At 50.4% G+C, this 22554-nt stretch carries 16 protein-coding genes; 5 read left to right on the top strand and 11 right to left on the bottom strand.

Annotated features, from left to right (window positions below; all coding sequences use genetic code 11):
• Positions 1-85: 85 nt before the first annotated feature.
• Positions 86-2020: a hybrid sensor histidine kinase/response regulator gene (locus tag ACYQ2M_RS07765; RefSeq protein WP_459915765.1), complete on the top strand. Its 1935-nt coding sequence runs from the start codon at positions 86-88 to the stop codon at positions 2018-2020.
• 188 nt (positions 2021-2208) lie between these two features.
• Here the strand turns inward: ACYQ2M_RS07765 and ACYQ2M_RS07760 are convergent, their stop codons facing one another.
• The 8 genes from ACYQ2M_RS07760 to ACYQ2M_RS07725 all read right to left on the bottom strand — a co-directional run bounded on the left by ACYQ2M_RS07760 (position 2209) and on the right by ACYQ2M_RS07725 (position 13280).
• The gene (locus ACYQ2M_RS07760; protein ID WP_459915764.1) at positions 2209-3144 is read right to left on the bottom strand and encodes a methylenetetrahydrofolate reductase; all 936 of its coding nucleotides are present in this window, start codon (positions 3142-3144) and stop codon (positions 2209-2211) included.
• 220 nt (positions 3145-3364) lie between these two features.
• Entirely contained in the window at positions 3365-4033 is a 669-nt protein-coding gene (locus ACYQ2M_RS07755) for a methylenetetrahydrofolate reductase C-terminal domain-containing protein (RefSeq protein WP_459915763.1), read from the bottom strand.
• 452 nt (positions 4034-4485) lie between these two features.
• On the bottom strand, positions 4486-4911 hold the full coding sequence (locus ACYQ2M_RS07750; protein WP_459915762.1) for a hydrogenase iron-sulfur subunit: 426 nt from the start codon (positions 4909-4911) through the stop codon (positions 4486-4488).
• An 11-nt stretch (positions 4912-4922) separates the two neighbouring features.
• Complete coding sequence (locus ACYQ2M_RS07745; RefSeq protein ID WP_459915761.1) at positions 4923-9359, bottom strand: FAD-dependent oxidoreductase; 4437 nt, start codon at positions 9357-9359, stop codon at positions 4923-4925.
• Entirely contained in the window at positions 9359-10660 is a 1302-nt protein-coding gene (locus ACYQ2M_RS07740) for a (Fe-S)-binding protein (protein WP_459915760.1), read from the bottom strand. The genes ACYQ2M_RS07745 and ACYQ2M_RS07740 overlap by 1 nt, the downstream gene beginning before the upstream one ends.
• A gap of 16 nt (positions 10661-10676) precedes the next feature.
• Entirely contained in the window at positions 10677-11555 is an 879-nt protein-coding gene (locus ACYQ2M_RS07735; RefSeq protein ID WP_459915759.1) for a methylenetetrahydrofolate reductase, read from the bottom strand.
• A 10-nt stretch (positions 11556-11565) separates the two neighbouring features.
• A complete protein-coding gene (locus ACYQ2M_RS07730) occupies positions 11566-12141 on the bottom strand; it encodes a response regulator (protein ID WP_459915758.1) in 576 nt (191 codons plus the stop codon).
• 941 nt (positions 12142-13082) lie between these two features.
• Positions 13083-13280 carry a hypothetical protein gene (locus ACYQ2M_RS07725; RefSeq protein WP_459915757.1) on the bottom strand — a complete coding sequence of 66 codons (198 nt, stop codon included), beginning with the start codon at positions 13278-13280 and terminating at the stop codon, positions 13083-13085.
• 54 nt (positions 13281-13334) lie between these two features.
• Here ACYQ2M_RS07725 and ACYQ2M_RS07720 point away from each other — a divergent pair, with 54 nt between their 5' ends.
• From ACYQ2M_RS07720 to trpA, 3 genes are read left to right on the top strand one after another with little or no spacing between them, the layout of a single operon-like run.
• Positions 13335-14066, top strand: a complete 732-nt coding sequence (locus ACYQ2M_RS07720; protein WP_459915756.1) for a GntR family transcriptional regulator — start codon at positions 13335-13337, stop codon at positions 14064-14066.
• The gene (trpB, locus tag ACYQ2M_RS07715) at positions 14059-15288 is read left to right on the top strand and encodes a tryptophan synthase subunit beta (protein ID WP_459915755.1); all 1230 of its coding nucleotides are present in this window, start codon (positions 14059-14061) and stop codon (positions 15286-15288) included. Before ACYQ2M_RS07720 ends, trpB begins: the two co-directional genes overlap by 8 nt.
• The gene (gene trpA, locus ACYQ2M_RS07710; protein ID WP_459915754.1) at positions 15281-16042 is read left to right on the top strand and encodes a tryptophan synthase subunit alpha; all 762 of its coding nucleotides are present in this window, start codon (positions 15281-15283) and stop codon (positions 16040-16042) included. Before trpB ends, trpA begins: the two co-directional genes overlap by 8 nt.
• Before the next feature lie 44 nt (positions 16043-16086).
• Here the strand turns inward: trpA and rho are convergent, their stop codons facing one another.
• The gene (gene rho, locus ACYQ2M_RS07705; protein ID WP_459915753.1) at positions 16087-17163 is read right to left on the bottom strand and encodes a transcription termination factor Rho; all 1077 of its coding nucleotides are present in this window, start codon (positions 17161-17163) and stop codon (positions 16087-16089) included.
• A 768-nt stretch (positions 17164-17931) separates the two neighbouring features.
• Here rho and aroF point away from each other — a divergent pair.
• Positions 17932-19815 carry a 3-deoxy-7-phosphoheptulonate synthase gene (gene aroF / locus ACYQ2M_RS07700; protein ID WP_459915752.1) on the top strand — a complete coding sequence of 628 codons (1884 nt, stop codon included), beginning with the start codon at positions 17932-17934 and terminating at the stop codon, positions 19813-19815.
• Positions 19816-19973: 158 nt separating this feature from the next.
• Here aroF and ACYQ2M_RS07695 read toward each other — a convergent pair whose 3' ends face one another.
• Both ACYQ2M_RS07695 and ACYQ2M_RS07690 read right to left on the bottom strand, forming a co-directional pair.
• Positions 19974-21806 (bottom strand): PAS domain-containing sensor histidine kinase, encoded by a 1833-nt coding sequence (locus ACYQ2M_RS07695; protein ID WP_459915751.1) that lies wholly within the window; start codon positions 21804-21806, stop codon positions 19974-19976.
• Entirely contained in the window at positions 21779-22504 is a 726-nt protein-coding gene (locus ACYQ2M_RS07690; RefSeq protein ID WP_459915750.1) for a histidine phosphatase family protein, read from the bottom strand. Before ACYQ2M_RS07690 ends, ACYQ2M_RS07695 begins: the two co-directional genes overlap by 28 nt.
• Between the last annotated feature and the right edge of the window lie 50 nt (positions 22505-22554).

The raw sequence follows: 22554 nt of genomic DNA, 5'->3' as shown, positions 1-22554 counted from the left end.
CATTGCCCGTCGGGGGGGCGGCATAATGCCATTTTCAATATTTGTTGTGTCCGGCAGGACATGTGGGTGATAAAGAGAGGATTGTATGTCAGTTAAATTAAGAATTGCCGTGGTGGATGATGATCAAAACCTGGCAGAAAATGTGAGGGATATCTTTGAGCTGGCAGCCTACCAGGTGGCTGTTGCCAATGATGGAAATCAGGCCCTTGCCCTTTTTAAACAGGAAAAATTTGATCTTGCCTTTGTGGATGTGAAACTGCCTGACACCTCGGGGCAGGAACTTGTGAAAAGATTGACATCTCTGGCCCCAAACACCGAGTACATAATGATCACCGCCAATGCCTCCCTTGAAAGTGCCATTGCATCCGTAAACCTGCCCCAAGTGATCGGTTATGAAATCAAACCGGTGAACATGGAACGACTGCTTGCCTTTGTGCACCAGGTGGCCACCCGTAAAAAGGCCCAGATGGATGCCAGTGAAAACAGAAAGGCCCTGCAGACCCTGATGTCAAACCTGCCGGGTATGGCCTATCGGTGCAAAAATGAACCCCAATGGACCATGAAATTTGTCAGTGACGGCTGTGAACAGCTGACCGGATATACCCAGGATGAGTTGCTCAATAACCGTGTGGCGGCCTACGGTGATCTCATCTGTGAGTCCCATCGAGAAACAGTGTGGGCAAGTGTTCAGAAGGCATTGAATGTAAAGCATCATTTTGAACTGAGGTATCCCATAATAGATAAACAGGGTCAGGAGAGGTGGGTCTGGGAAAAGGGAATCGGAGTGGTGTCCACGGATGATATGTCGGGCATTGATCTCGTAAACGGGTTTATAATGGATATCACCAAAGAAAAAAATATGGAGTCACAGCTGCAGCAGGCCCATAAAATAGAGGCCATTGGTACCTTGACCGGTGGCATTGCCCATGATTTCAATAATATCCTGGGTATTATTCTGGGTAATCTGGAACTTGCCATGGATGAGTTTACCGAATGGAGCCCGGCCTGGATTAATTTACAGGAGATTAAAACCGCCACTTTCAGGGCCAGGGATGTGGTCCAGCAGCTGCTCAGTTTCACCCGGAAAACCAAGAATCAACACCTGCCCATTGAGATCAACGCGCTTGCCCGGGAAGCGGTGGCCTTGCTGCGGGCATCCATCCCCACCACCATTGACATCCGGGTTGACATTTCCGATGGACTGCCTGCCATTAATGCCGATGCCACCCAGATCCAGCAGATTATTCTTAATTTGACCACCAATGGGGTCCATGCCATGGAAAACAGCCAGGGGGTTTTAAGTCTGTCCCTTGAAACGGTGTGTATTGGACAAACATGTGACACCCACCCTCATTTTCAGGAAATGCCTCATGGACAGTACGTTCAATTGGTGGTGCGGGATACAGGTCCGGGGGTTGATCCTGCCATCATGGGAAAAATATTTGATCCGTATTTCACCACCAGGGAGGTGGGCAAGGGTACCGGATTGGGGCTGACTGTTGTGAAGGGAATTGTCAACGGCCATGATGGTGCCATTGCCATTGATTCCAGACCTGGCAAAGGCACTGCGGTTTATGTCATTTTCCCGGCGGTTCCCCATACCCCGGAGGCATCTATCGGCGTTGACGATGCCTCACCGGGGGGACAGGAACATATTTTAATTGTGGATGATGAACCCTCTTTGCTTAAAATGGTCCAGAAAGTTCTGCAGCGCCTGGGATACCAGGTGACCACCCATGAAAATCCCCAAAGGGCACTGGATCAATTCACAAAAAATCCCGGGGCCTTTGATATGGTCATCACAGACATGACCATGCCCGTTCTTTCCGGGGATGAACTGGCCAGGGCCCTGCTTGCTATACGTCCGGATCTTCCCATTATTCTGTGCACCGGTTACACCGAGCGCATCAATGCATTGGCTGCCCGGAATTTGGGAATTAAAAAATTTATTGAAAAACTACTGGAGCGTCGTAAATTGGCCGTTGCAGTGCGTGAAGTGCTTGATGATGCCAGGGCATGAACCCTTTAGGCTGATCTCAACATGGGGCACCCGTCACCAATAGCGGGCCAATGGGGTCAGGCTTGTGTTATTGCGGTTTTGACAACTACCTGCGGTTCAAGGAACTTTTCAACAAAAGCGCCAATAACTCAAGCCCAAGCATAATAACGGCAGGGGCTTTTGGTATGTTCAGCCCCGGGGCGAAGCTCTCAGTCCATTGATGGGCGGGGCAGCACCCCGCACCGCTGGGCGATTTCAGGCACCATATGCTCCCATTCAATGGCCATCATGTGAACCCCGGCAACGCCCTCCATCTCTTTAAATTCTTCCACTTGTTCAATGGCAAATTTGATGCCTTCCTCTGCCTGATCTTTTTTTTCCACACCTTTCAGGCGTTTTATAACCGCATCGGGTACGTCCATGCCGGGCACAAATTTTTTCATGAAATTGGCCATGCCCACATTTTTCATGGGGGTGACCCCGGCAAGGATATAACATTTTTCATGCAGTCCCATGTCCACAGCCCGGCGCATGAACTCCCGGAATTTTTCCATGTTGTAGATACACTGGGTCTGGATAAAATCTGCTCCTGCTTCAATTTTAGCGGCCAGACGATGCACCCGGTAATCAAAGGGATCAGCAAAGGGGTTACAGGCCGCCCCCACAAAGAGCCTGGGCCTTACATCAATGTCATCTCCATTGGCAAATTTGCCCTCATCACGCATGGTGGTCACCAGTTTTATCAGCTGCATGGAGTCAATGTCGTGGACATTCTTGGCCTGGGGATGGTTGCCGAAGGTCTGGTGGTCACCGGACAGGCACAACATGTTTTTAATGCCAAGGGCATGGGCCCCCAGAATATCACTGGTGATGGCCAGGCGGTTTCTGTCCCGGCATACCATCTGGAAATTGGGTTCCATACCCTCGTGAACCATGAGGTGGGATGCGGCAAGGCTGGACATTCTCACCACTGCGGTCTGGTTATCGGTGATATTCACGGCATCCACATTGCCTTTGAGATGCTGAAATTTTTCCACAAGGTGCGCCACGTTGGCTCCCTTGGGGGGACCGCACTCACCGGTGAAGGCAAAATGTCCGGCGGTGAGCACTTTTTCAAGGGTACTGCCTGATTTCAGATCACTCATGGTGTATTCTCCTTATTTTTGCTATCCTTACACTTGATGTTCAAGTTTTTTTGTTGGTCGCTTTTGTGAGAAAGGGGTCAGACCTGTGTTCTTGAATATCCAGTTATAGTAATTTAAATTGGCGTTGTCCGGGGCAGTTTATGGGTTTCACTACAGCTGATCTCCCCATGGGTATCCTGACCTGAATATTTGGAACCAAAGGGGGCATCATGCCATTTTTTTATTGAGTCAGCTCTTCCCGGATGCTTTTCCGGGGACCGCCATCCCTGGCCGATCGCCAGTCTCTTAACTCCCTGACCTTTAAAAGATCTCCCAATTTTCCCAGTTCCATTTTCTTTGAGACAATGAGATCCCAGATGCATTGGGTATCGGGGTTGATTTCGCACTTGCTTTGGGCCGATCCTCCGCAGGGTCCATGGAGCAGACTTTTGGCACACCGGGCAATGGGACAAAGCCCCTCAAAGTCATGGATAATACAGGTGCCGCAACCGGCGCAGCGTTCTTCCCAGATGCCATGGGCCACTGCCCCGCCGTAAAAGGTGGTGTTCACGGCGGGAAAAAATTTTTGACCGGGGTAGGCTTCAGACAGAAATTGGGGTCCCACTCCGCAGGCCATGGATAGCACGGCATCGTAATTGTTGATATTTTCCTTTAACTGGTCCACATATTCGTTGTCACACTGGCGTTCAAGGAGGGTGGTTTCAATGTGTATGGGCAGATTTTCTTTTTTTCTGGCAATGTTTAAAGACGATGCCAGGATCTCCACCTCCTTTAACCCTCCTGTATTGCACACGGTGACACATCCCTTGCATCCCACAATGAGGATGTTTGTCTGTGTCTCGATCATCTTCAATATTTCCGTCAGTGGTTTGCGATCGGCTACTATCATGGTTCACCTCTATGATTTATGGGTGGTGGGTATCAGGTTTTGGATATGCTGACACAACCTCCCATGTTAACTTGCTTTACTAAGTACTCACACATAAATTTTTCAGCATTCCATGGACATAGATCATTGATATCTCAATCTGGGCTTGGTCATAATATGGGCCACCCGTCCATTGGTGGGCCAACGGGCTTAAGGCTATGTGGTATTAGAGCCTGCATTTTTTTATAAGAAAGAGTAGGCAAGTCTAACAGTCTTTCATGCTTCGTTGTGGGCAGAACGAGATCATAATAAGGTCTGCCCGTGGCAGTTATATCAGGCTTTATGCTTTTGACAACTATCTGTGTTTAAAGGCAGATTTCAACAAAAGCGTCAATAACCCAAGCCTGAGCCTGACCCCATCCCCATGTGGCCCATTTTGTGAGCAAGCCCAAGAATATATGCTCAGGTACATACTATACCGTAGGCTGGCTCTTGATGGGGGAGGCACCAAGTTCCCTGATTTTTTGTGTCATCTCATGGGCAATTTCGGCAAATCGTCCCCCCTGGGCCGACGAAAGATTGTACATTTCCACCCGTTCCGGCTCCATACCGATCTCGGTCAGGATTTTTTTCACATGGGCCACTTTTTTACGGGTTTTGATGTTGCCGGTGAGGTAGTGGCATTCCCCCTCCAGGCATCCGGCCACGTAGACGCCGTCAGCACCGTCTTCCATTGCGTTTAACAGGTGGATGATATCCACCCGCCCGGTGCAAGGCACCTGCAGCACCTTTACTTCACTTGGGTAGCTCAATCGCATGGAACCTGCCAGGTCCCCGGCTGCGTATGCTCAATATTGACAGCAGAAAGCGATGATACGGGGTTCAAATGAATCCGTCATGTGTCTCCTCCTTATGCCACATTGAAAAGGGCATGGGTTTTGGCCAGAATCTGCCGGTCGGTGAAATGGTTCAGGGTGATTGCCTTGCCCGGACATTCGGATACACATAATCCACAACCGTGACATTCTCCGGGTTCAATCACTGCATATCCATCCTGGTGTATGAAGGGAATCTCATAGGGACAGGTGCGTACACAGGTGAGGCACACCGCACATTTTTCCGGTTCCACCGTTGCCACAATTCCCCCAACCATTATGTGATCCCGGGAAACAATGCGCATGGCACGGGCCACGGCTGCCGTTGCCTGGGCAATGGTCTCTTCCACGGGTTTGGGAAAATGGGCAAGTCCTGCCACAAAAATACCGTCCGATGCAAAATCCACGGGACGAAGTTTGGCATGGGCCTCCACCAGGAATCCTTCGTCATTCACCGGTATTTTAAAGGTTTCAAACAAGGCCTTGTTGTCGTGGGCCACAATGCCCGATGCCAGTACCAGAAAATCGGGATGGATGGTGACGGGTAGTTTTAATACATGATCCACCACCGTCACCTTGATGGCACCGGTGTCATCTATTGTCACCCGGGGCATTTTTTCAAGGTCATACCGGATGAAAAGGATGCCCATTTGCCGGGCTTGCTGGAATAGGTCCTCCCGAAATCCATAGGATCTGATATCCCGGTACAGGATGAACACCCGGGCCTGGGGCCTTAAGGTTTTAACCTCCATGGCACTTTTCAGGCTGTGGGTGCAGCATACCTTGCTGCAGTAAGGATTTTCATTGTTTCTGGAGCCCACACACTGGATGAACACAACGGATTTATTCTTTTTGATTTTATCGCTCTCATGTTCCAGCACCTTGTCCATTTCCAGATGGGTCAGGATATGGGGGTGCTCTCCATAACAATATTCATGGGGTTTGTATTCTTTTCCACCGGTGGCGACGATGGTGGCTCCGTGTTCCACAGCTTCTTTTGATGAAAGGGTGGTGATAAAATTGCCAAGGCTGCCCGTGGTGGATTTCACCTCGGTGTTTAAAAACACCTTGATCTGCGGGCTGTTTTTGACCTGGTGGATGAGATTGTCCACGTAGGGCTTTATGGGCTCGCCCTGCCAGGTGGATCTCAGGTCCTTTGCTACCCCGCCAAGCAGTGCCTCTCTTTCCACCAGCCATGCCTGATATCCCTGGGCTGCAACGGCCAGGGCCGCTTCCATGCCGGCAATGCCGCCGCCCACCACCAGAACGGATTTCTTGATGGACAGACGGACCTGGTGCAAGGGTTCCACATAGGTGGCCTTGGCCACGGCCATGCGCACCAGATCCTTGGCCTTGCGGGTGGCCCTTTCCGGCTGGTTCATGTGTACCCAGGTGTTCTGATCCCGGATATTGGCCATTTCAAACAGGTATTTGTTCAGGCCCGCATCCCTTATGGTTTCCTGGAACAGGGCTTCGTGGGTGCGAGGTGAACATGATGCCACCACCACCCGGTTAATGTCTTTTTCAATGATAATGTTCTTTATCTGTTCCTGGGTATCCTGGGAGCAGGTAAACAGATTGTCCTCCACATGCACCACATAGGGCAGGGTTGCGGCATAATCGCGCACGGCGGGGACATCGGCAATTCCGCCGATGTTGATGCCGCAGTTGCACACAAATACGCCGATGCGGGGGGGCATGCCGGAAAAATCGCGTTCCGGGGGCAGTTCCCGGGTCCTTGTGAGGGTCCAGCGCTGTTCTGACAGCATTTTAGCTGCCATGGTGGCCGTGGCCGAGGCTTCCATGACGGACATGGGAATATCCTTGGGTTCCTGGAATGCCCCGCATACAAAGATGCCGTCCCGGGTGGTGGTCACAGGAGATAAATTGCGGGTTCTTGCAAATTGGTGGCGGTTTAATTCAATGCCCATCACCGTTGCCAGTTCCTGGGCCCCGGCACAGGGGGCAAGGCCCACGGAGAGCACCACCATGTCAAATATTTCCTGGGCCGTGGAGCCCGATTCCGTGGCATAGACGATGCGCAGACGATGATCTTTCATGGGAAAAATGGAGTGAATTCTGGATCGGATAAAACGAACCCCGTTTTCATCCTCGGCCCGGATGTTGTACTTGTCAAACTCCTTGCCGTGGGTGCGCATGTCCATGAAGAAAATGGCCGTGTCCAGGGGATGTTCACTGTGCTCCTTGGCAATGACGGCCTGTTTGTTGGCATACATGCAGCACACCCCGGAGCAGTAGCTGTGATCTCCCTGGTTGATATCCCGGGATCCCACGCACTGGAGCCAGGCAATTTTCCTGGGTTCTGTTTCGTCAGACGGGCGCACCAGGTGGCCGGCATGGGGGCCGGATGCGGACAAGAGCCGCTCAAACTCAATGCTTGTGACAATGTTGGGGGAGGAGCCGTACCCGTAAGTTTTATAGGGTTCGGGGTTAAAGGGTGTGAAGCCCGGTGACAGAATAACTGCCCCCACATTAATTTCATGGATTACCGGGGTCATGGCATGGTCCACGGCACCGGCAAGACAGGCATCCACGCAGGCCATGCATTCGGAGCAATAGCCGCAGTTGAGGCATCGATGGGCTTCTTGTTGGCCCTGGCTCTCTTCAAACCCCAGTTCCACCTCATTAAAATTGCCCTTACGTTGTGTAAGACTCAGCTCCCGGATGCCGGACCGCGGCTGCTGCACAATATCCGGAGAGAGTGGGGTAAAGTTCGCCGTTTCTGTTAATTGTTTTCTGTCTGAACCCAAAGCGCTTCTGCCCGCCTTCATATCTTCACCGGCAAGGTATCTTTCAATGGACTCGGCTGTTTCCATGCCTGCCGCAATGGCGGCAATGGCCACATTGGGACCGGAGGTGAGATCTCCTCCGGCAAATACGCCCCTTCGACGGGTTTCAAAGGTGATTTCATCCACCTCTGTGGTGCCCCATCGGCTGATGGAAATGGTTTTATCCGGGGAGATGGATGTGGTATCCGGGGTCTGCCCAATGGCCAGGATGAGCTGATCAATGCCAATGTCATGTTCGCTGCCCAGGATGGGAACGGGTCTTCTACGTCCGGATGTGTCCGGTTCACCCAGTTTCATGCCAAGGCATTTTAATCCGGTGATGACCCCGTCCCGGCTGAGCACTTCAAGGGGGGCAGACAGATACACAATGTCAACCCCTTCGGCCTCGGCGGCAACAATTTCTTCTTCCCAGGCAGGCATCTCCTCCCGGGTCCGGCGGTAGAGGATGGTGGCTTTTTCAGCCCCCAGGCGCACAGCGCTTCTGGCCACATCAATGGCCACATTCCCGCCGCCAATGATGGCCACCTGTTTGCCCACCCGGGTGGTGCCGGTTAAATTCAACTCTCGTAAAAAATCAACCCCCTGGCGGACATTGTCCAGATTTTCTCCGGGGATGCCAAGGCCAATACCTTTGTGGGCACCAAGGGCCAGAAACACGGCGTCAAACCCGTCGGACAACAGAGAATCAATGGTGAGGTCCTTTCCAAGAGCGGTGTTTAGTTTGATTTCAACCCCCAGCCCGGTGATGACTTCAATGTCTTTGTTCAGGATTTCCGGGGGCAGACGATGGTCAGGTATGCCCACCCGGAGCATGCCGCCGGGTTTGGAAAGGCCTTCAAATATGGTGGATTTTATGCCTTTTCGGGCCAGGTGATAGGCGCAGGAAAGACCGGCAGGGCCGGAACCGATGATGGCTGTTCGTTTCCCGGTATCGGGTGCGCAGGTGATTTCAATCTTCCTTGCATCATACTGGTCTGCGGCCAGGCGTTTGAGATCCCGGATGGCAATGGGCTCATCCACTTCACATCGGCGGCAGGCATTTTCACACTCATGGGGGCAGATACGGCCGAGCACCCCGGGCAGGGGCAGCTGTTCCATGATGATCTCCAGGGCTTTTTTGTAATTGCCCTGTTTTACCATCTGCACATAGCCCTGGACATTGAGTCCGGCGGGACAGGTGAGCTTGCAGGGTGCCCGATCCCCCTTGTCAATGGCAAAGGCGCCGGGCATGGCCTGGGGATAGAGCTTGAAGGCTGCCTTTTTGGACGATAATCCCTCATCAAAGGGGTTGGGCAGTTCCACCGGGCACACGGAATCGCACTCGCCGCAGGCCGTGCATTTTTCCATGTCAATGAACCGGGGGGCCTGGGTGAGTTTCACCGTGAAATCACCGGCACTGCCTTCCACCGCAGTCACCGTGCTCATGGGCATAAGTTCAATGTTTAAGTGACGTCCCGCCTCCACCAGTTTGGGGGAAATAATGCACATGGAACAGTCATTGGTGGGAAAGGTTTTATCCAATTGGGCCATGACACCACCAATGGCTGTATCCTTTTCCACAAGATAGACAAGATAGCCTGCATCGGCAAGGTCAAGGGATGCCTGAATCCCTGCAATGCCGGCTCCCACCACCATTACGGATCCCGTTGGGTTTCTGGTCATTATGTATCCTCCTTTTCAAGGCCGTATTCCGCCAAATCAGGCCCGAGATAGGTCCGTTCGTTTTCCCCCAGAATGCCCATGGCAAGGCATATGATGGTCCACAGGTGGACGGTGTGATACTTGCCGCCATAATGATGGCACATGTCTTCGATCTGGGCATGGCAGTTGTGGCAGGGGGTGATAACATAATCGGCCCCGGTTTCCATGATCTGGTCAAACTTTACCTTTCCATAGGCCCGTCGCTGTTCTGTGTGGCCGGCTTGGAGGGCACCTCCGCCCCCGCCGCAGCAGAAGTTGTTGGACCGGTTGGGGATCATGTCGATGAAATTTTCTTCCCCCACAATGGTTTTGATGACAAATCGAAGATCATCGACTATATGGTCGCTTTCTATTTTCCTTGCGATGTTGCAGGGGTCCTGCACTGTAAATTTAATTTTAAGGTCCCGGTTCCAGTCAGCGTTGACCTTTAAGGTGCCTTCCCGGATCCACTGGGCAAAGAGTTCAATGATGCTTTTGAGTTCAAAGGTGTGGGGAATATTAAATTTTCTCAATCCTTCCAGGATTGAATAGTAGGAGTGTCCTCACTCGGTGTTGACCACCACCTTGGCCTTGATGGTATGTTCGATGTGGTGGGCAAACTCTTCCATGATGTATCTCCAGCCTTCATCATCGGCCAGAAACATGCAGTAGTTTTCCCCCCCCCACATCACCGTGGGATAGGTCCAGTCCACGCCGGTGAGGTGGAGCACCTTCCATAAGGGACTCATCTCGTCAGGTTCCGTTACCGGTTCCCGGGAGTTCTGGTTGAGCACCATGTGGGCGCCCACCCGGTCGGCGGTTATGTTTAATCCACTAAAATCGGGTTGTTCTTCCTTGATCTCTTCTGCCACATCTTCAATGGTGAATACAAAATCCTCCTTGGGAACCCCCATGGCATTGCCCGATTTAATGTGCTGATCGCAGGAACCCCTTATGCCCTTGGGTCTTTTTTTTCGGGGCCAGGCGGCCCGGACATTAAAAATAAATTTGGGAATATTAATTTTCATGGGGCAGGCGGTGACACAGCGACCGCACATGGTACACACCCATGCCCAGGGATTTTTAACGATTTCATCGTCCATGCCCAATAAGAGCAGGCGAAGGAATTTTCTGGGATCCATGTCATACTGCCCGCTGGCCGGACACCCGCCGGTGCAGGCACCACAGGTGAGACACAGATCAAGATTGGCCTCGGGGATACGGCTTGCCACCTCGTCTTTTAATTCACAGGTGAGCTCGTCAAGCGCAATTGATTCTGTCATTTTTTACCATCCCTTTTTATCTTAGTTTGGCTGCATCAAGATATTCGCCCAGTTTGTCTTCACCCCCGATGGTGATGATGTGTACCCCCTGGCACAGATGCTTGAGTCCTTTTATCGTATCGGCAAAAAGTTCAATGCTTGCCCGGGTTTTATCCGGCGATTTCAAGAGTTTCTGCACGGCCCATTCCGGGACCATTCCGGATTTGAAATGGCGATTTAGAAATTTCGCCATGCCGCCGGTGCGAAGAATCATCACCTCGGCGATGACCGGTACCCCGAAGGTGTTCACTTGTTTCATGAATTTTTCAAACTGATCCAGGTCAAAGATGGGGGTTGTGAGAAAGTATCCGGTGCCCACACTGATCATGTCCTCCAATTCTTCCATGCCGCGTTTTGGAAGATTTTTTCCCCAGGGGGTCTCCACACCGGAACCCAGCATGAAATCCATTTTTTTATCCAGGGCGTTGCCGTCAATGGTCTGCCCCTGCTTCATGTGCTCCAGCACCGATGACAGTTTTCCGGAATCCACATGGAAAAACATGGACTCCTGGAGACTCTCGCCGGAAATACGATAGTCTTCGGTGAATACCAGGAGATTTTCCACCCCGGCATCATGGGCCAGGGTGAGATCCCGCTGGAGCTGAACCCTGTTCTTATCCCTTGTGGTGGTCTGGTAAATAGCGTTGAAACGATTTTTGCGAAGCAGCTCACAGGTCTGGATGCTGTCTCCCACAACGCCCTCAAGTTCCACTTCAGATATGGAAACCCCGTCCACGCGCCCCTTTACCCTGTTCAGACTTTTGATCAGTTCCTGGGGATCATCTTCCCCCATGGGGGCCTGGATTTCCGAGGTTACGACAAATTTCTTTTTTTCAAGTGAGTCTTTCAAGTTCATGGCGGGCCTCCTATTCTTTAAGTCCAAGCAGTCTTGCCACTTCATTTTTCAACTGGGACAGGGGCAGGGGTTTTGAAAGGCACAGGTCTGCCCCATTCTCTTTCATCTGTTGAAATTTTTCGTCGTCCAGATAGGCGGACAGAACGATGATTTTGATGTGTGCGGTTTCTTCGGTGGTTTTGATTTTTTTGCACACCTCGTATCCCTTGATGTCGGGCATCATGATATCAAGGATCAGCAGATCGGGTTTAAAATGGTTGACCTGAAGCCCTGCTTCAAATCCGTCCGAGGCAGAGATGACTTCATAATCATATTCATCCTCCTCCAGGGACTGGACAATGGACTCCACGATGATCATGTCATCATCCACCACCAGGATTTTTTTCCCACTTGACTTTTCCCGGGCGTCGGGGATGGGAATTCCCTGATTTTCCATGAATTTCTCCAGATCTGTTTTTTTAATCCGTCGATGGCCGCCCACTGTTTTGTAGGCCTTGATGTGGCCTGCTTCCACCCAGTTGATGATGGTTTTTGATGAGACATTGCAGTATTTGCTTGCGGTAAATACGGTCATGGTGTCTTCCATGAATCGACCCTCCTTGTGAATGGATGAAATGATTACCCATGTTCTCCATGGGCCTTGTGCTTCAGGGGTTTTTGTTAAAATCTTTGTGCCCGGGGGCTGGTTTGCTGGTGGATGCATTTGCCGATCTTGTTACTCGATGATCAAGTTTGTTTATATTTACATATAACTGCCACGGGCAGACCTTATTTTGATCTCGTTCTGCCCACAACGAAGGACGAAAGAGAGTTAGACTTACCTACTCTTTCTTATAACTGCCATGGGCAGACCGTATTCCGATCCGGCTCTGCCCCCAACGAAGCTTGAAATACGCCCCTGATTTGCGGAGTATTTCATATAAAACGGGGAGGGGGCGGGCTTGCGTTATGGGCATTATCGGTGGCGCTTCGGGTTCGCCCCGGCTTTGGTCGATAACGCCAATAACACAAGCCTGACCCCGTTCTCGCAAAATCGGCAAAAAAACTTGAACATCGAGTGTTATGGAAAAGCAGGTGATGACTGATATATGTCTGGTTGCAAACCAGGCAGTTCCCCCATGTGATAACGAACTGATTGAGATGGACGAAACAGGAAGAACCAGATCGTGAATCGCTGATTCAAAGGAAGAATGTAAATCCGGGAGGATGGGGCCAGGCAGTGGTCAGAATGAAAATGAATTTTATATAGTTATTATATTTATTTTATTTTTTATTTAAAGTCAAGTATATAATTTAGATTATTAAAAATAAAATAGCTATAATAAATAAAATAACTGAACTTTATTTTTATATTGTAGGGATTTTTCCTTTACCGCAAGCATGACCTTTCTCTGATTAAACGTTGAACCTGGAAAATGGGAATGCGCCCCTTAACACTGCAGCGGTACTTGGCTTATTTCATTGAAAATCGGGTGTACAAGGGTGTGGATAGGTGACTTGGAATTCATTCCAACTCCATGTACAAGTTTATGTTGGCATTTTTTGCTGGAATGGGTTCTGCTTTGTGTTATTGGCCTTATCCACTGAATACTCCATTTCCAAAAACTGCAGTGGCATGTGCGGCGGGTTGCCATATGGTAAAAATGTCTTGACAACTTGACTTGTTTGGTTGATATTGGTTGCATTATTTAAAAGGCTGCTGAAAGGTCCTGGCGGTTCAGGCATGTCCCCTGATACCAGCCATTAAAATCAGCACTGCCGTGATGACAGGGAAATAATATGCTAAACACTGAATCACCTCTGCCTCTGTACCATCAGCTGGCAGAAATTTTAACCGCAGAGATAAGATCCGGAGAATATCCTCCGGGATCACGGATTCCTGCAGAAATGGGTCTTGCCCAAACCTACGGCATCGGCCGTCCCACCGTTCGTCAGGCCGTGGATCTTCTGGTCAGAAAAGGCCTTGTCAAAAGACGGCGGGGGGCCGGCACCTTTGTGACCGAGACGGGAAATGATGTGGATTTATTTTCCCTGGCCGGTACGTCAGCTGCTTTCCAGCGCCAGGGGATACCCATTGACATTAAACTTCTTTTTCCTGTGGGTCTTAAGGCGGTTTCAGGGGACAGGGAAAACCCGTTTTCAGGGGGACAAGCCTATGTGGTCAGCCGCTTGACCCTGGCAGAAGAACAGCCGGTGCTTCTGGAAAAGATTTATCTTCATCCCCGGCTGTTCAAGGGGATTGAGCATATGGATCTTACGGGAAAATCCCTGGCCCGGGTTGTGTCAGATACCTTTTATATGGTTCCGGACTGTGGCAGGCAGACGTTCCGGATTGAGCGTTTAAATCAATTTCAGGCACAGGCGCTGCAGCTTGCCGAGGATGATCCTGTAATTATGGTGAAACGGTTTCTGGATTTTCCCCAGGCCACCAATGCGGTTTACTCGGAACTTTTATGTCGCACAGACCGGTTTGTTTTTTCACAGACCATTGGAGGAAATATACATGAATAAACGCGGATACTACGGGGAATTCGGCGGGGCATTCATCCCTGAAATCCTGGTGGCCACCTTTGATGATCTGGTGAGCCATTTCAATGATATCAAAAATGACCCCGGTTTCTGGGAGTCTTATGTGGATCTCATGTCCACTTACTCCTGCAGGGCCACACCCCTTACCTATGCCGAGAATCTTACTAAGCATTTTGGTGGTGCAAAAATTTATATCAAGCGTGAAGATCTCAATCACACCGGGGCCCACAAGGCCAATAATGTCATGGGCCAGGGGCTTCTGGTTCAAAAAATGGGGAAAACCCGGGTAATTGCAGAAACAGGAGCCGGTCAGCACGGTGTGGCTACGGCCACCATGGCTGCAAAGTTTGGATTTGACTGCACCATTTATATGGGAGAGGTGGATGTAAAACGCCAGCGGCCCAACGTATTCTGGATGGAGCAGATGGGGGCCACGGTTATACCGGTCACAGATGGTACTCGCATATTAAAGGATGCCATCAACGAAGCCTTTCGGGACTGGGTAACCAACATGGAATCTACCCACTATGTTCTGGGAACTGCCTGTGGGCCCCATCCCTTCCCTGAAATGGTGACCTATTTTCAATCCATCATCGGTAAAGAGGCCAGAAAACAGATACTGGAACGAGAGGGTCGGTTACCCGCCCGGGTATATGCCTGCGTGGGTGGAGGATCCAATGCCATGGGGCTTTTCAGTGGATTTCTTTCAGACCCCGGGGTGGAATGTGTGGGGGTGGAGGCTGCCGGACGGGGCCTTGCCACCGGCGAACACGCTTCCCGCCTTTGCACAGATGATGCCTCTGTGGGCGTGGCCCAAGGGTACAAAACCTTTTTCCTCCAGGATGGGGACGGCCAGATGAAAGAAACCCATTCCATTGCCGCAGGCCTTGATTATGTGGGGGTGTCTCCCATTTTATCCCAGCTCCATGTGGATAAAAAGGCCCGGTTTGAATCCGCCACCGATGAAGAGGTTGTTGCCGCATTGAAGCTCACCATGCAGAAAGAAGGTATCATTCCGGCCCTGGAGTCCTCCCATGCCTTTGCCGGGGCCTTCAGGGAAGCCGGAAATCTTTCAAGTGATCAGTGCATCATCATCAATCAGTCGGGCAGGGGGGACAAGGATATCTTCACGGTGGCCGATGCCCTTGGTGACCCTAAATGGAAAGCGTTTATAAAGGAAAAGGCAGGTGAATATCATGCTTGAGGCTTATATAAGAGAAAAAAAACGAAAAAAAGATATTCTGCTCATGACCCACATCGTGCTTGGCTACCCCTCCTTTGAGGCATCCATGGACATTGTGGCCCAGATGGTGGTGGCCGGGGTGGATCTCATGGAACTGCAGATTCCCTTTTCAGAACCCATGGCAGACGGTCCTGTGATTTTAACGGCCAACCAGAAAGCCCTGGATGCCGGTACCCGGGTGGCCCAATGTTTTGAATTTGCAAGGGAAGCCTCCCGGCGCTTTGACATCCCTTTTTTGTTCATGACCTATACCAATATTTTGTTTAAATACGGCATGGACCGGTTTGCCGGGGATATGGCAGCAGCAGGGATAAAGGGTGCCATTGTGCCGGATCTTCCACCGGAAGAAGGTGGTGAGTATCTGAAAGCTATGGAAAAACAAAGCCTTAATCCTGTATATATTTTCTCACCCACCACCACGGATGCACGTATGGAACTTTTGGCATCCAAGGGCTCCGGACTCATGTACTGCATGGCCCGGAAAGGGGTGACGGGTAAGGACACCACCTTTTCCCACGACATGGATAACTACCTTGCCCGGTGCCGGAAAGCCACGGATCTTCCCCTGGCCGTGGGATTCGGAGTCAAGGACAAAAAGGATGTGGATTACCTGAAAGGAAGGGCGGATATCGCCGTCATCGGCTCCCAGACCATTCGTATTGTGAACGAAGAAGGCGTAGATGCCGTGGGGCCGTTTATTCAACAGCTCCAATAACAAACTATTTTGATAGATGTTGATCATTCTCAATGACGGCGGGTTTATTTATCCTTGAGATATTCAAGGAAAGCTGACATGGCCTGGGTTTCCTCCAGATTGCTTAGTTCCCTTCGTATGCGGGATATTTCCTCAAGCTCTGCTTTACTCAGGAGCAGGGCTTCTTTACGGGTGCCGGACTGATTAATATCAATTGCGGGCCAGATACGATTTTCTGCACAGGTGCGGTTGAGCATGAGATCCATATTGCCCGTGCCCTTAAACTCCTGGAAAATAATATCGTCCATGCGGCTTCCCGTCTCCACCAGTATGGTGGCAATGATGGTGAGGGAGCCGCCGTTTTCCGATTTTCTGGCCGCCCCGAAAATTTTTCGGGGAATCTGCATGGCATTGGCCCCCAGACCACCTGTCATGGTTCTGCCATGGCTGTCGGTCTGGGTATTGAAGGCCCTTGTCATACGGGTCAGGGAATCTATGAAAACCACGGCATTGTTTCCCATTTCCGCACAACATATGGCTGTGTGCAGGGCCAGACGGGTCATGCGCATGTGTTGGGAAACCTGCTGGTCAGCCGAAGAGAACAGGACATGGGCTTCCTTTAATCCTCTTTTAAAATCTGTGACCTCCTCGGGGCGTTCATCCACCAGAAGGATAAAGACCTCTGTATCCGGATGATTGGTGATAACGGCATTGGCCATGTGGCGAAGCAGGGTGGTTTTTCCCGTTTTTGGGGGGGCAATGATCAAGCCCCGCTGCCCAAGGCCCATGGGAACAATGCTGTCCAGGGCCTTGCCGGTCAGATCGTCGGGTCCCATGGTCATCTGCAGTCGTTCATAGGGGTTTATGCTTACCTGATCCTGCAACGGTACGGTGTGTAGGGTTTCTTTTAAGGGAATTCCGTTGATGGTGTCGATGCGAAGCAGTGCCATGTTTTTATTTCGCGGGCTCTTTTTTTCTCCGACACCCTTAATAAAGCCCCCTTCACTGAGCTTGAAACGGTTGATCATTTTGTTGGGAACATAGGTGTTTTCGGGAAGTGGCTGAAAATTATTTTCTATCTGTCTTAGAAATCCAAATCCCTGATCCATGATTTCCAGATATCCTTGTACGGGATTCACCATTTATCTCCTTTACGGCGTTGTATTGTTCGGCTATGGTCACGTATGGATGTAAAGCAAAAAGGGGAAGACATAAAATATAAGTCCCCTTTTGCCGTCATCCGGTTTCTATTCAGGAGCATTACGGTATACAGTACTTTGAAACATGATTTCGTCGTGTGTATATGGAAAGCGACAATGAACCCAGGGCTTGGAAATTGATAGAGTGCCATGGGGGTGGTGAAGCTGATTTCTTATCGATTGCTCTTTTTGGCCTACATAGTAACGACAAATACCTCGGGTGTCAAATAAATTGGCTTTAAGAATCAGGTTTTGATGTTAAAATGTGTGCGGAGCTTTAAATAAAAAGGGAAAACGCATTTTTTCCAACCGCCTTAAAAACCCTTGACAATGGTTTTGATCTGTGTGAAAGATGATCAAAATAAATAAGGATAAATTATATTGAAACATACAACTGACTGTACCATTAATCGTTTTTTTATTTTCGGACGTTTCTTTTTTAGGAACGTCCATCCGGTATAGTTCCGTTTAAGGATCATACCCCGGGTGGACTGTAGAGTCTACCCGGGGTTTTTTATTTTAAGGCTCTGGGAGAAAAACCCAGGGCCTTTTTTTGTTTTGGCCCGTTTCGGGTTTTGGGTGTGCTCATAACGTTGGGCTTAACCTTCCCCGGAATGGCCGATCTTAATTATCAAGCCCTGAAGTTAAAGTTTCGGACCTGGTGTTAAGAATTAAATTAATTTATAAATTAACGTAAATGGAGAAATGATCGTGATACTTGTATTGGAAAAAGAAATCACACAGGCAAAGAAAAATCAGATTAAAAGTTTGCTGGCCGAGCAGAAATGCATGGTCCATGAACCCGGTGGTAGCGGGCAGAATATTTTAGGGGTCATTGGAAAATGCGATAAGGAACATCTGCTTGCCATGGAAGGAGTCAGGGATGTCGTGCCCATCTCCACCTCCTATAAGCTTGTGAGCAGACAGATGAAAAAAGAAGATACCGTCATCACCATTGGTGATGTGGAGGTGGGGGGAAATAAAATTGCCATTATTGCCGGTCCCTGTGCTGTGGAAAGTAGAGAGCAGGCATTGACCATTGCAAGGGAAGTTAAAAAATACGGTGCCACCCTTTTCCGGGGGGGCGCATTTAAACCCCGATCCTCGCCATATTCCTTTCAGGGGCTGGAAGAAGAGGGACTTAAAATACTGGCAGAGGTAAGGGCGCTCACCGGGCTGCCCGTGGTGACGGAGATCACCTCCCCCCTGCAGGCGGATCTCATGATAAAGTATGTGGATGTCATCCAGATCGGTGCCCGGAATATGCAGAATTTTGAACTACTCAAATGTGCCGGTCGCATGGGATTGCCAGTGGTGCTGAAACGGGGACTTGCCGCCACCATTGAAGAGTGGTTGATGTCGGCTGAATACATCGCCTCGGAGGGTAATGAGAAAATTATTCTCTGTGAGCGGGGTATTAGAACCTTTGAGCCATACACCAGAAATACCCTGGATCTGTCCGCCATCCCCGTGTTAAAGCAGCTCACCCACCTGCCTGTGGTCATTGATCCCAGCCATGCCACCGGCATCCGGGAAAAGGTGGCCCCCATGGCAAGGGCCGCCGTTGCCGCCGGTGCCGATGCCCTGATGATTGAAGTGCACCATAATCCAGATGAGGCCTTGTCCGATGGTCCCCAGAGCCTTTATCCCATTCAGTTTGGCAGACTTGTCAGGGATCTGTATGTCATTGCACCGGTGGTGGGCAAGCAGTTGAACCATGACTATACGACTGGAAGAAAAGATAGAAAAAATTCCAGGGAACTGATGGATCGCACGGACCGGCGGGTGGCCTACCTTGGAGAGCAGGGTACCTTCAGCCACAAGGCCACCCAGCATTACTTCAACGAAGATGTGAACAGCTATCCCGTGCCCTCGTTCCGGGATATTTTTGAAGCGGTAAAACAGGGCCGGGCCGATTATGGCATTATCCCCATAGAAAATTCCCTGGCAGGCAGTATCCATGAAAATTATGATTTGCTGCTGGAATATGATCTCTACATCACCGCTGAGTTTTCTTTGCGGGTGGTACATAACCTTATTGCCCCTGCGGGAACAGCCCTGAAAGATATAAAACAGGTGTTTGCCCCGCCCCCGGCATTCCAGCAGTGTCGTCGGTTTCTGGATAATTATCCTGACATTGAGATGGTACCGGTCAATGCCACGGGAAGCGCGGTGAAACGCATAGCAGAATCGGGTCTGAAGGGGGCGGCGGCCATCGGCAGTGTGGAGGCGGCAGAACTTTTCTCCATGGCGGTGCTGGAAGAGGCCATTGAGGACAATCCCCGAAATTTCACCCGGTTTGCCATCATAGAAAAGGCCCAGTTAACGGAGGGTGCTGGCAATAAAGCCTCCATTGTGTTTTCCACATCCAATAAACCCGGTGCCCTGTTCCAGGTGATGAAAATCTTTGCGGACAATGACATCAATCTGGTGAAGCTGGAATCCCGACCCATACACGGCAAACCCTGGCAGTACATGTTTTATGCCGACCTTGAGACCGATATCCATGGGGAAAAGGCCACAGCGGTGCTTGCCACCATTGAGAAGAATACCGAATTTATGAAGGTTCTTGGCAGTTACACCGTGAGCGGATAAATATGCAACTGATAGGTACAACTCAACTTTCGGTGCTCGCCTTTCGTGGTGCTGTCAGGAACTGTATAACAACACCAGCCTTGAAGTGAAGTCCGAAAGTTGCGTATGTAATCTACATTGAGGCGCGTGTTCTGAATCTGGACACGCTCCTGGTCGTATCATGACACAGCGCCTGCCACCGGCAAAAGGATGGTAAATGTGCTACCTGAACCCAGTTTGCTGTCAACGGTGAGATCGCCTTCATGATCTTTGATAAACCCGTAACACACCGAAAGTCCCAGGCCCACGCCCTTGACACTGTCTGTTTTGGTGGTGAAAAAAGAGTCAAAGACCTTTTCCAGATGCTCTGCCTTGATGCCTGAACCCGTATCGGTGATGGTGATTTTTACCTTTTTCCCCATGGATGCAGTTGTGATGGTCAGATTCCCGCCGTCGGGCATGGCATCCATGGCATTGGAGATCAGGTTTAAAAATACCTGGCGCAGCTGATCTTTGGAGGCATGCACCAGGGGCAGATCCGTTGCCGGGTCAAATTTGAATTTAACGCTGTGTTCCCGGAACCTTTTTTCATACAGAAGAATGATTTCATCTAAAACCGTGTTCAGGTTGATGTGTATTTTTTCTTCCTGATCCGGCCGGGAAAAGGAGAGCATTTTTTTCAGCATGTCGGCAAGGCGTACGGTTTCAGAAAGGGACATGTCAAGGAGTCGTCTGCGTTTATTGCCGGGCGATATTTCGGTTTTCATTAGCTCCAGGGTATTCATGATGCCAAAGAGCGGGTTGTTGAGTTCATGGGCAATCTGGGAGGTCAGCCGCCCCATGGCTGCCAGTTTTTCCGACTGCAGAAGATGTTGCTGGGTTTCTCTTAAGGTCCGTTCCATCTCAAGGCGTTCCCCCAGATCCACGAAAATGCCCACCGAGGCGGTTTCCTGCCCCTTGTCATCAAGAAGGATACTTGCGGACAGGGTTCCTTCCAGGTTTTCCCCGTCCCGGCTGATAAAGGTAATGGGGTAGGATTTGAGTTTGCCCTTGCCTCCGTTTTCCGGGGAACGCATAAGCTTCATCACCTGTCTGGCCACGCCTTTGGGATAAATATCCGTGATGTTCATTTTGCCGATGACCTCTTCGGACACATACCCGAAGGTCTCTTCCGCACCCTGATTCCAGATGAGGACCTCTCCTTTCAGGTCGGCGGCCATGATGGCATTGGGGTTGCATGCAATGATCTGATCCAGAAAATCCAATGCCTTCCGGGTGCGGGCTTCCATGGTTTTACGCAGGGACTGGTCAACGACAACCCCCTCATATCCCAGTACATTGCCATTAACATCATACCGGACATGGCTTGTGAGCAGCACCTGGATGACATGGCCGTCCCGCCGTCTCCACTCCAGTTCATAGTCCACCACCCGGCCGTTTTTTTCCACCTTTGCCTGGTATTGCCTGCGGATTTCAGGTTTTAAGTAAAGGTCCGTGGCAATGTCCATGGCGAGGAAATTATCCTTGTCGGTGTATCCCAGCATTTTAAGAAGGGCCGGGTTGACATCCAGAAATCGCCCCTCCTTGCTGCTGATAAATATGCCGCATCCGGCATGCTCAAACAGACGCTTGTAATCTTCTTCAGAGGATTTAAGTTTTGCTTCCTGCTCCCGTGTGCTTGTGATGTCCCGGTAGATGGATAACTTGGAGCGGCTGCCGTCCCGGTTGGTCACAGGCAGTTCAATAAGGTTAAATGTTTTGTTCAGGTGATCAATATACACTTCGTGGTGGTGGGTTTCTCCCTTTTCAAAGACTTCAGTGTACCGGCACCAGGCACACCTTTGTGGGGTGTGGTTGATCACCTCGTGGCATTTTTTCCCCACATTGTCTCCGAACAGAGAGATCATGGTGCTGTTCATGTATTCAATTTCATGGTCGGCATTGATGATGTATATGCCGTCTTCAATGGCTTCTAAGGCTTCGATCAGTCGTGCGGTGTTGATATTTGGCATGGCTGTCTCCTTGTTTGAAGGAGGACGGGGGGTGACTGATAATTGGTCATGTAATGGCTGCCCTCTTTTTCAAAAACCACTACCCCTTCCATGAATCCCACGGTGCCGTGTTCTTCATGGGAAAGGCCCAGTTTGAATTCCTTTAAGGGAAAGAGATTCCAGTCGTGGGATACACATATGGCCATTTCTCCCGATGAAATGGTGTCAAGGCGCTTTACCATAAAATCGGCAATGGTATCGGCGGTGTGTTCCGGGTTGCACATAACGCTGTCATTAATTTCAAAGTTAAACCAGGATCGGAGAAAAGCCGGAGTCCCCACCCGGGTCATCATGGCAATGGCTTTGCCCAGATCTTTCACATAAAAAGGTGCCAACTCTTCGGCCAGAATATTATGATCACTGAACACGCCGTGGGCCTTGATATAACCCTTATCCATGACAAAGGCGGTTTCGATGCACCGGCCGAAAAAACTGGAAAAAAAATGGGGTTGAATGTTTCCCGGCAACCAGGTGCCAAGATCAAAGGCATGGGCCTTTCCCTCCGGGGTCAGACCAAGAAAGGGTTCTTTTGAGCTGTCTTCTCCGAAATATCGGTGGGAATGGCGCATGATAACGGCCATTTTTTCAACGCCCTCATCCATCAGGGCGGTGATGGTGTCAAGGGTTTCCTGGTGTCGCATTTTATCTTTGGGTCTCATGATGCAGTGGGGATTCCTTTTAAGTAAGCTGATCACGTTCTCCCAGAATC

This window comes from Desulfocicer niacini (assembly GCF_054657595.1).
This window is presented reverse-complemented; position numbering and strand designations above follow the sequence as displayed.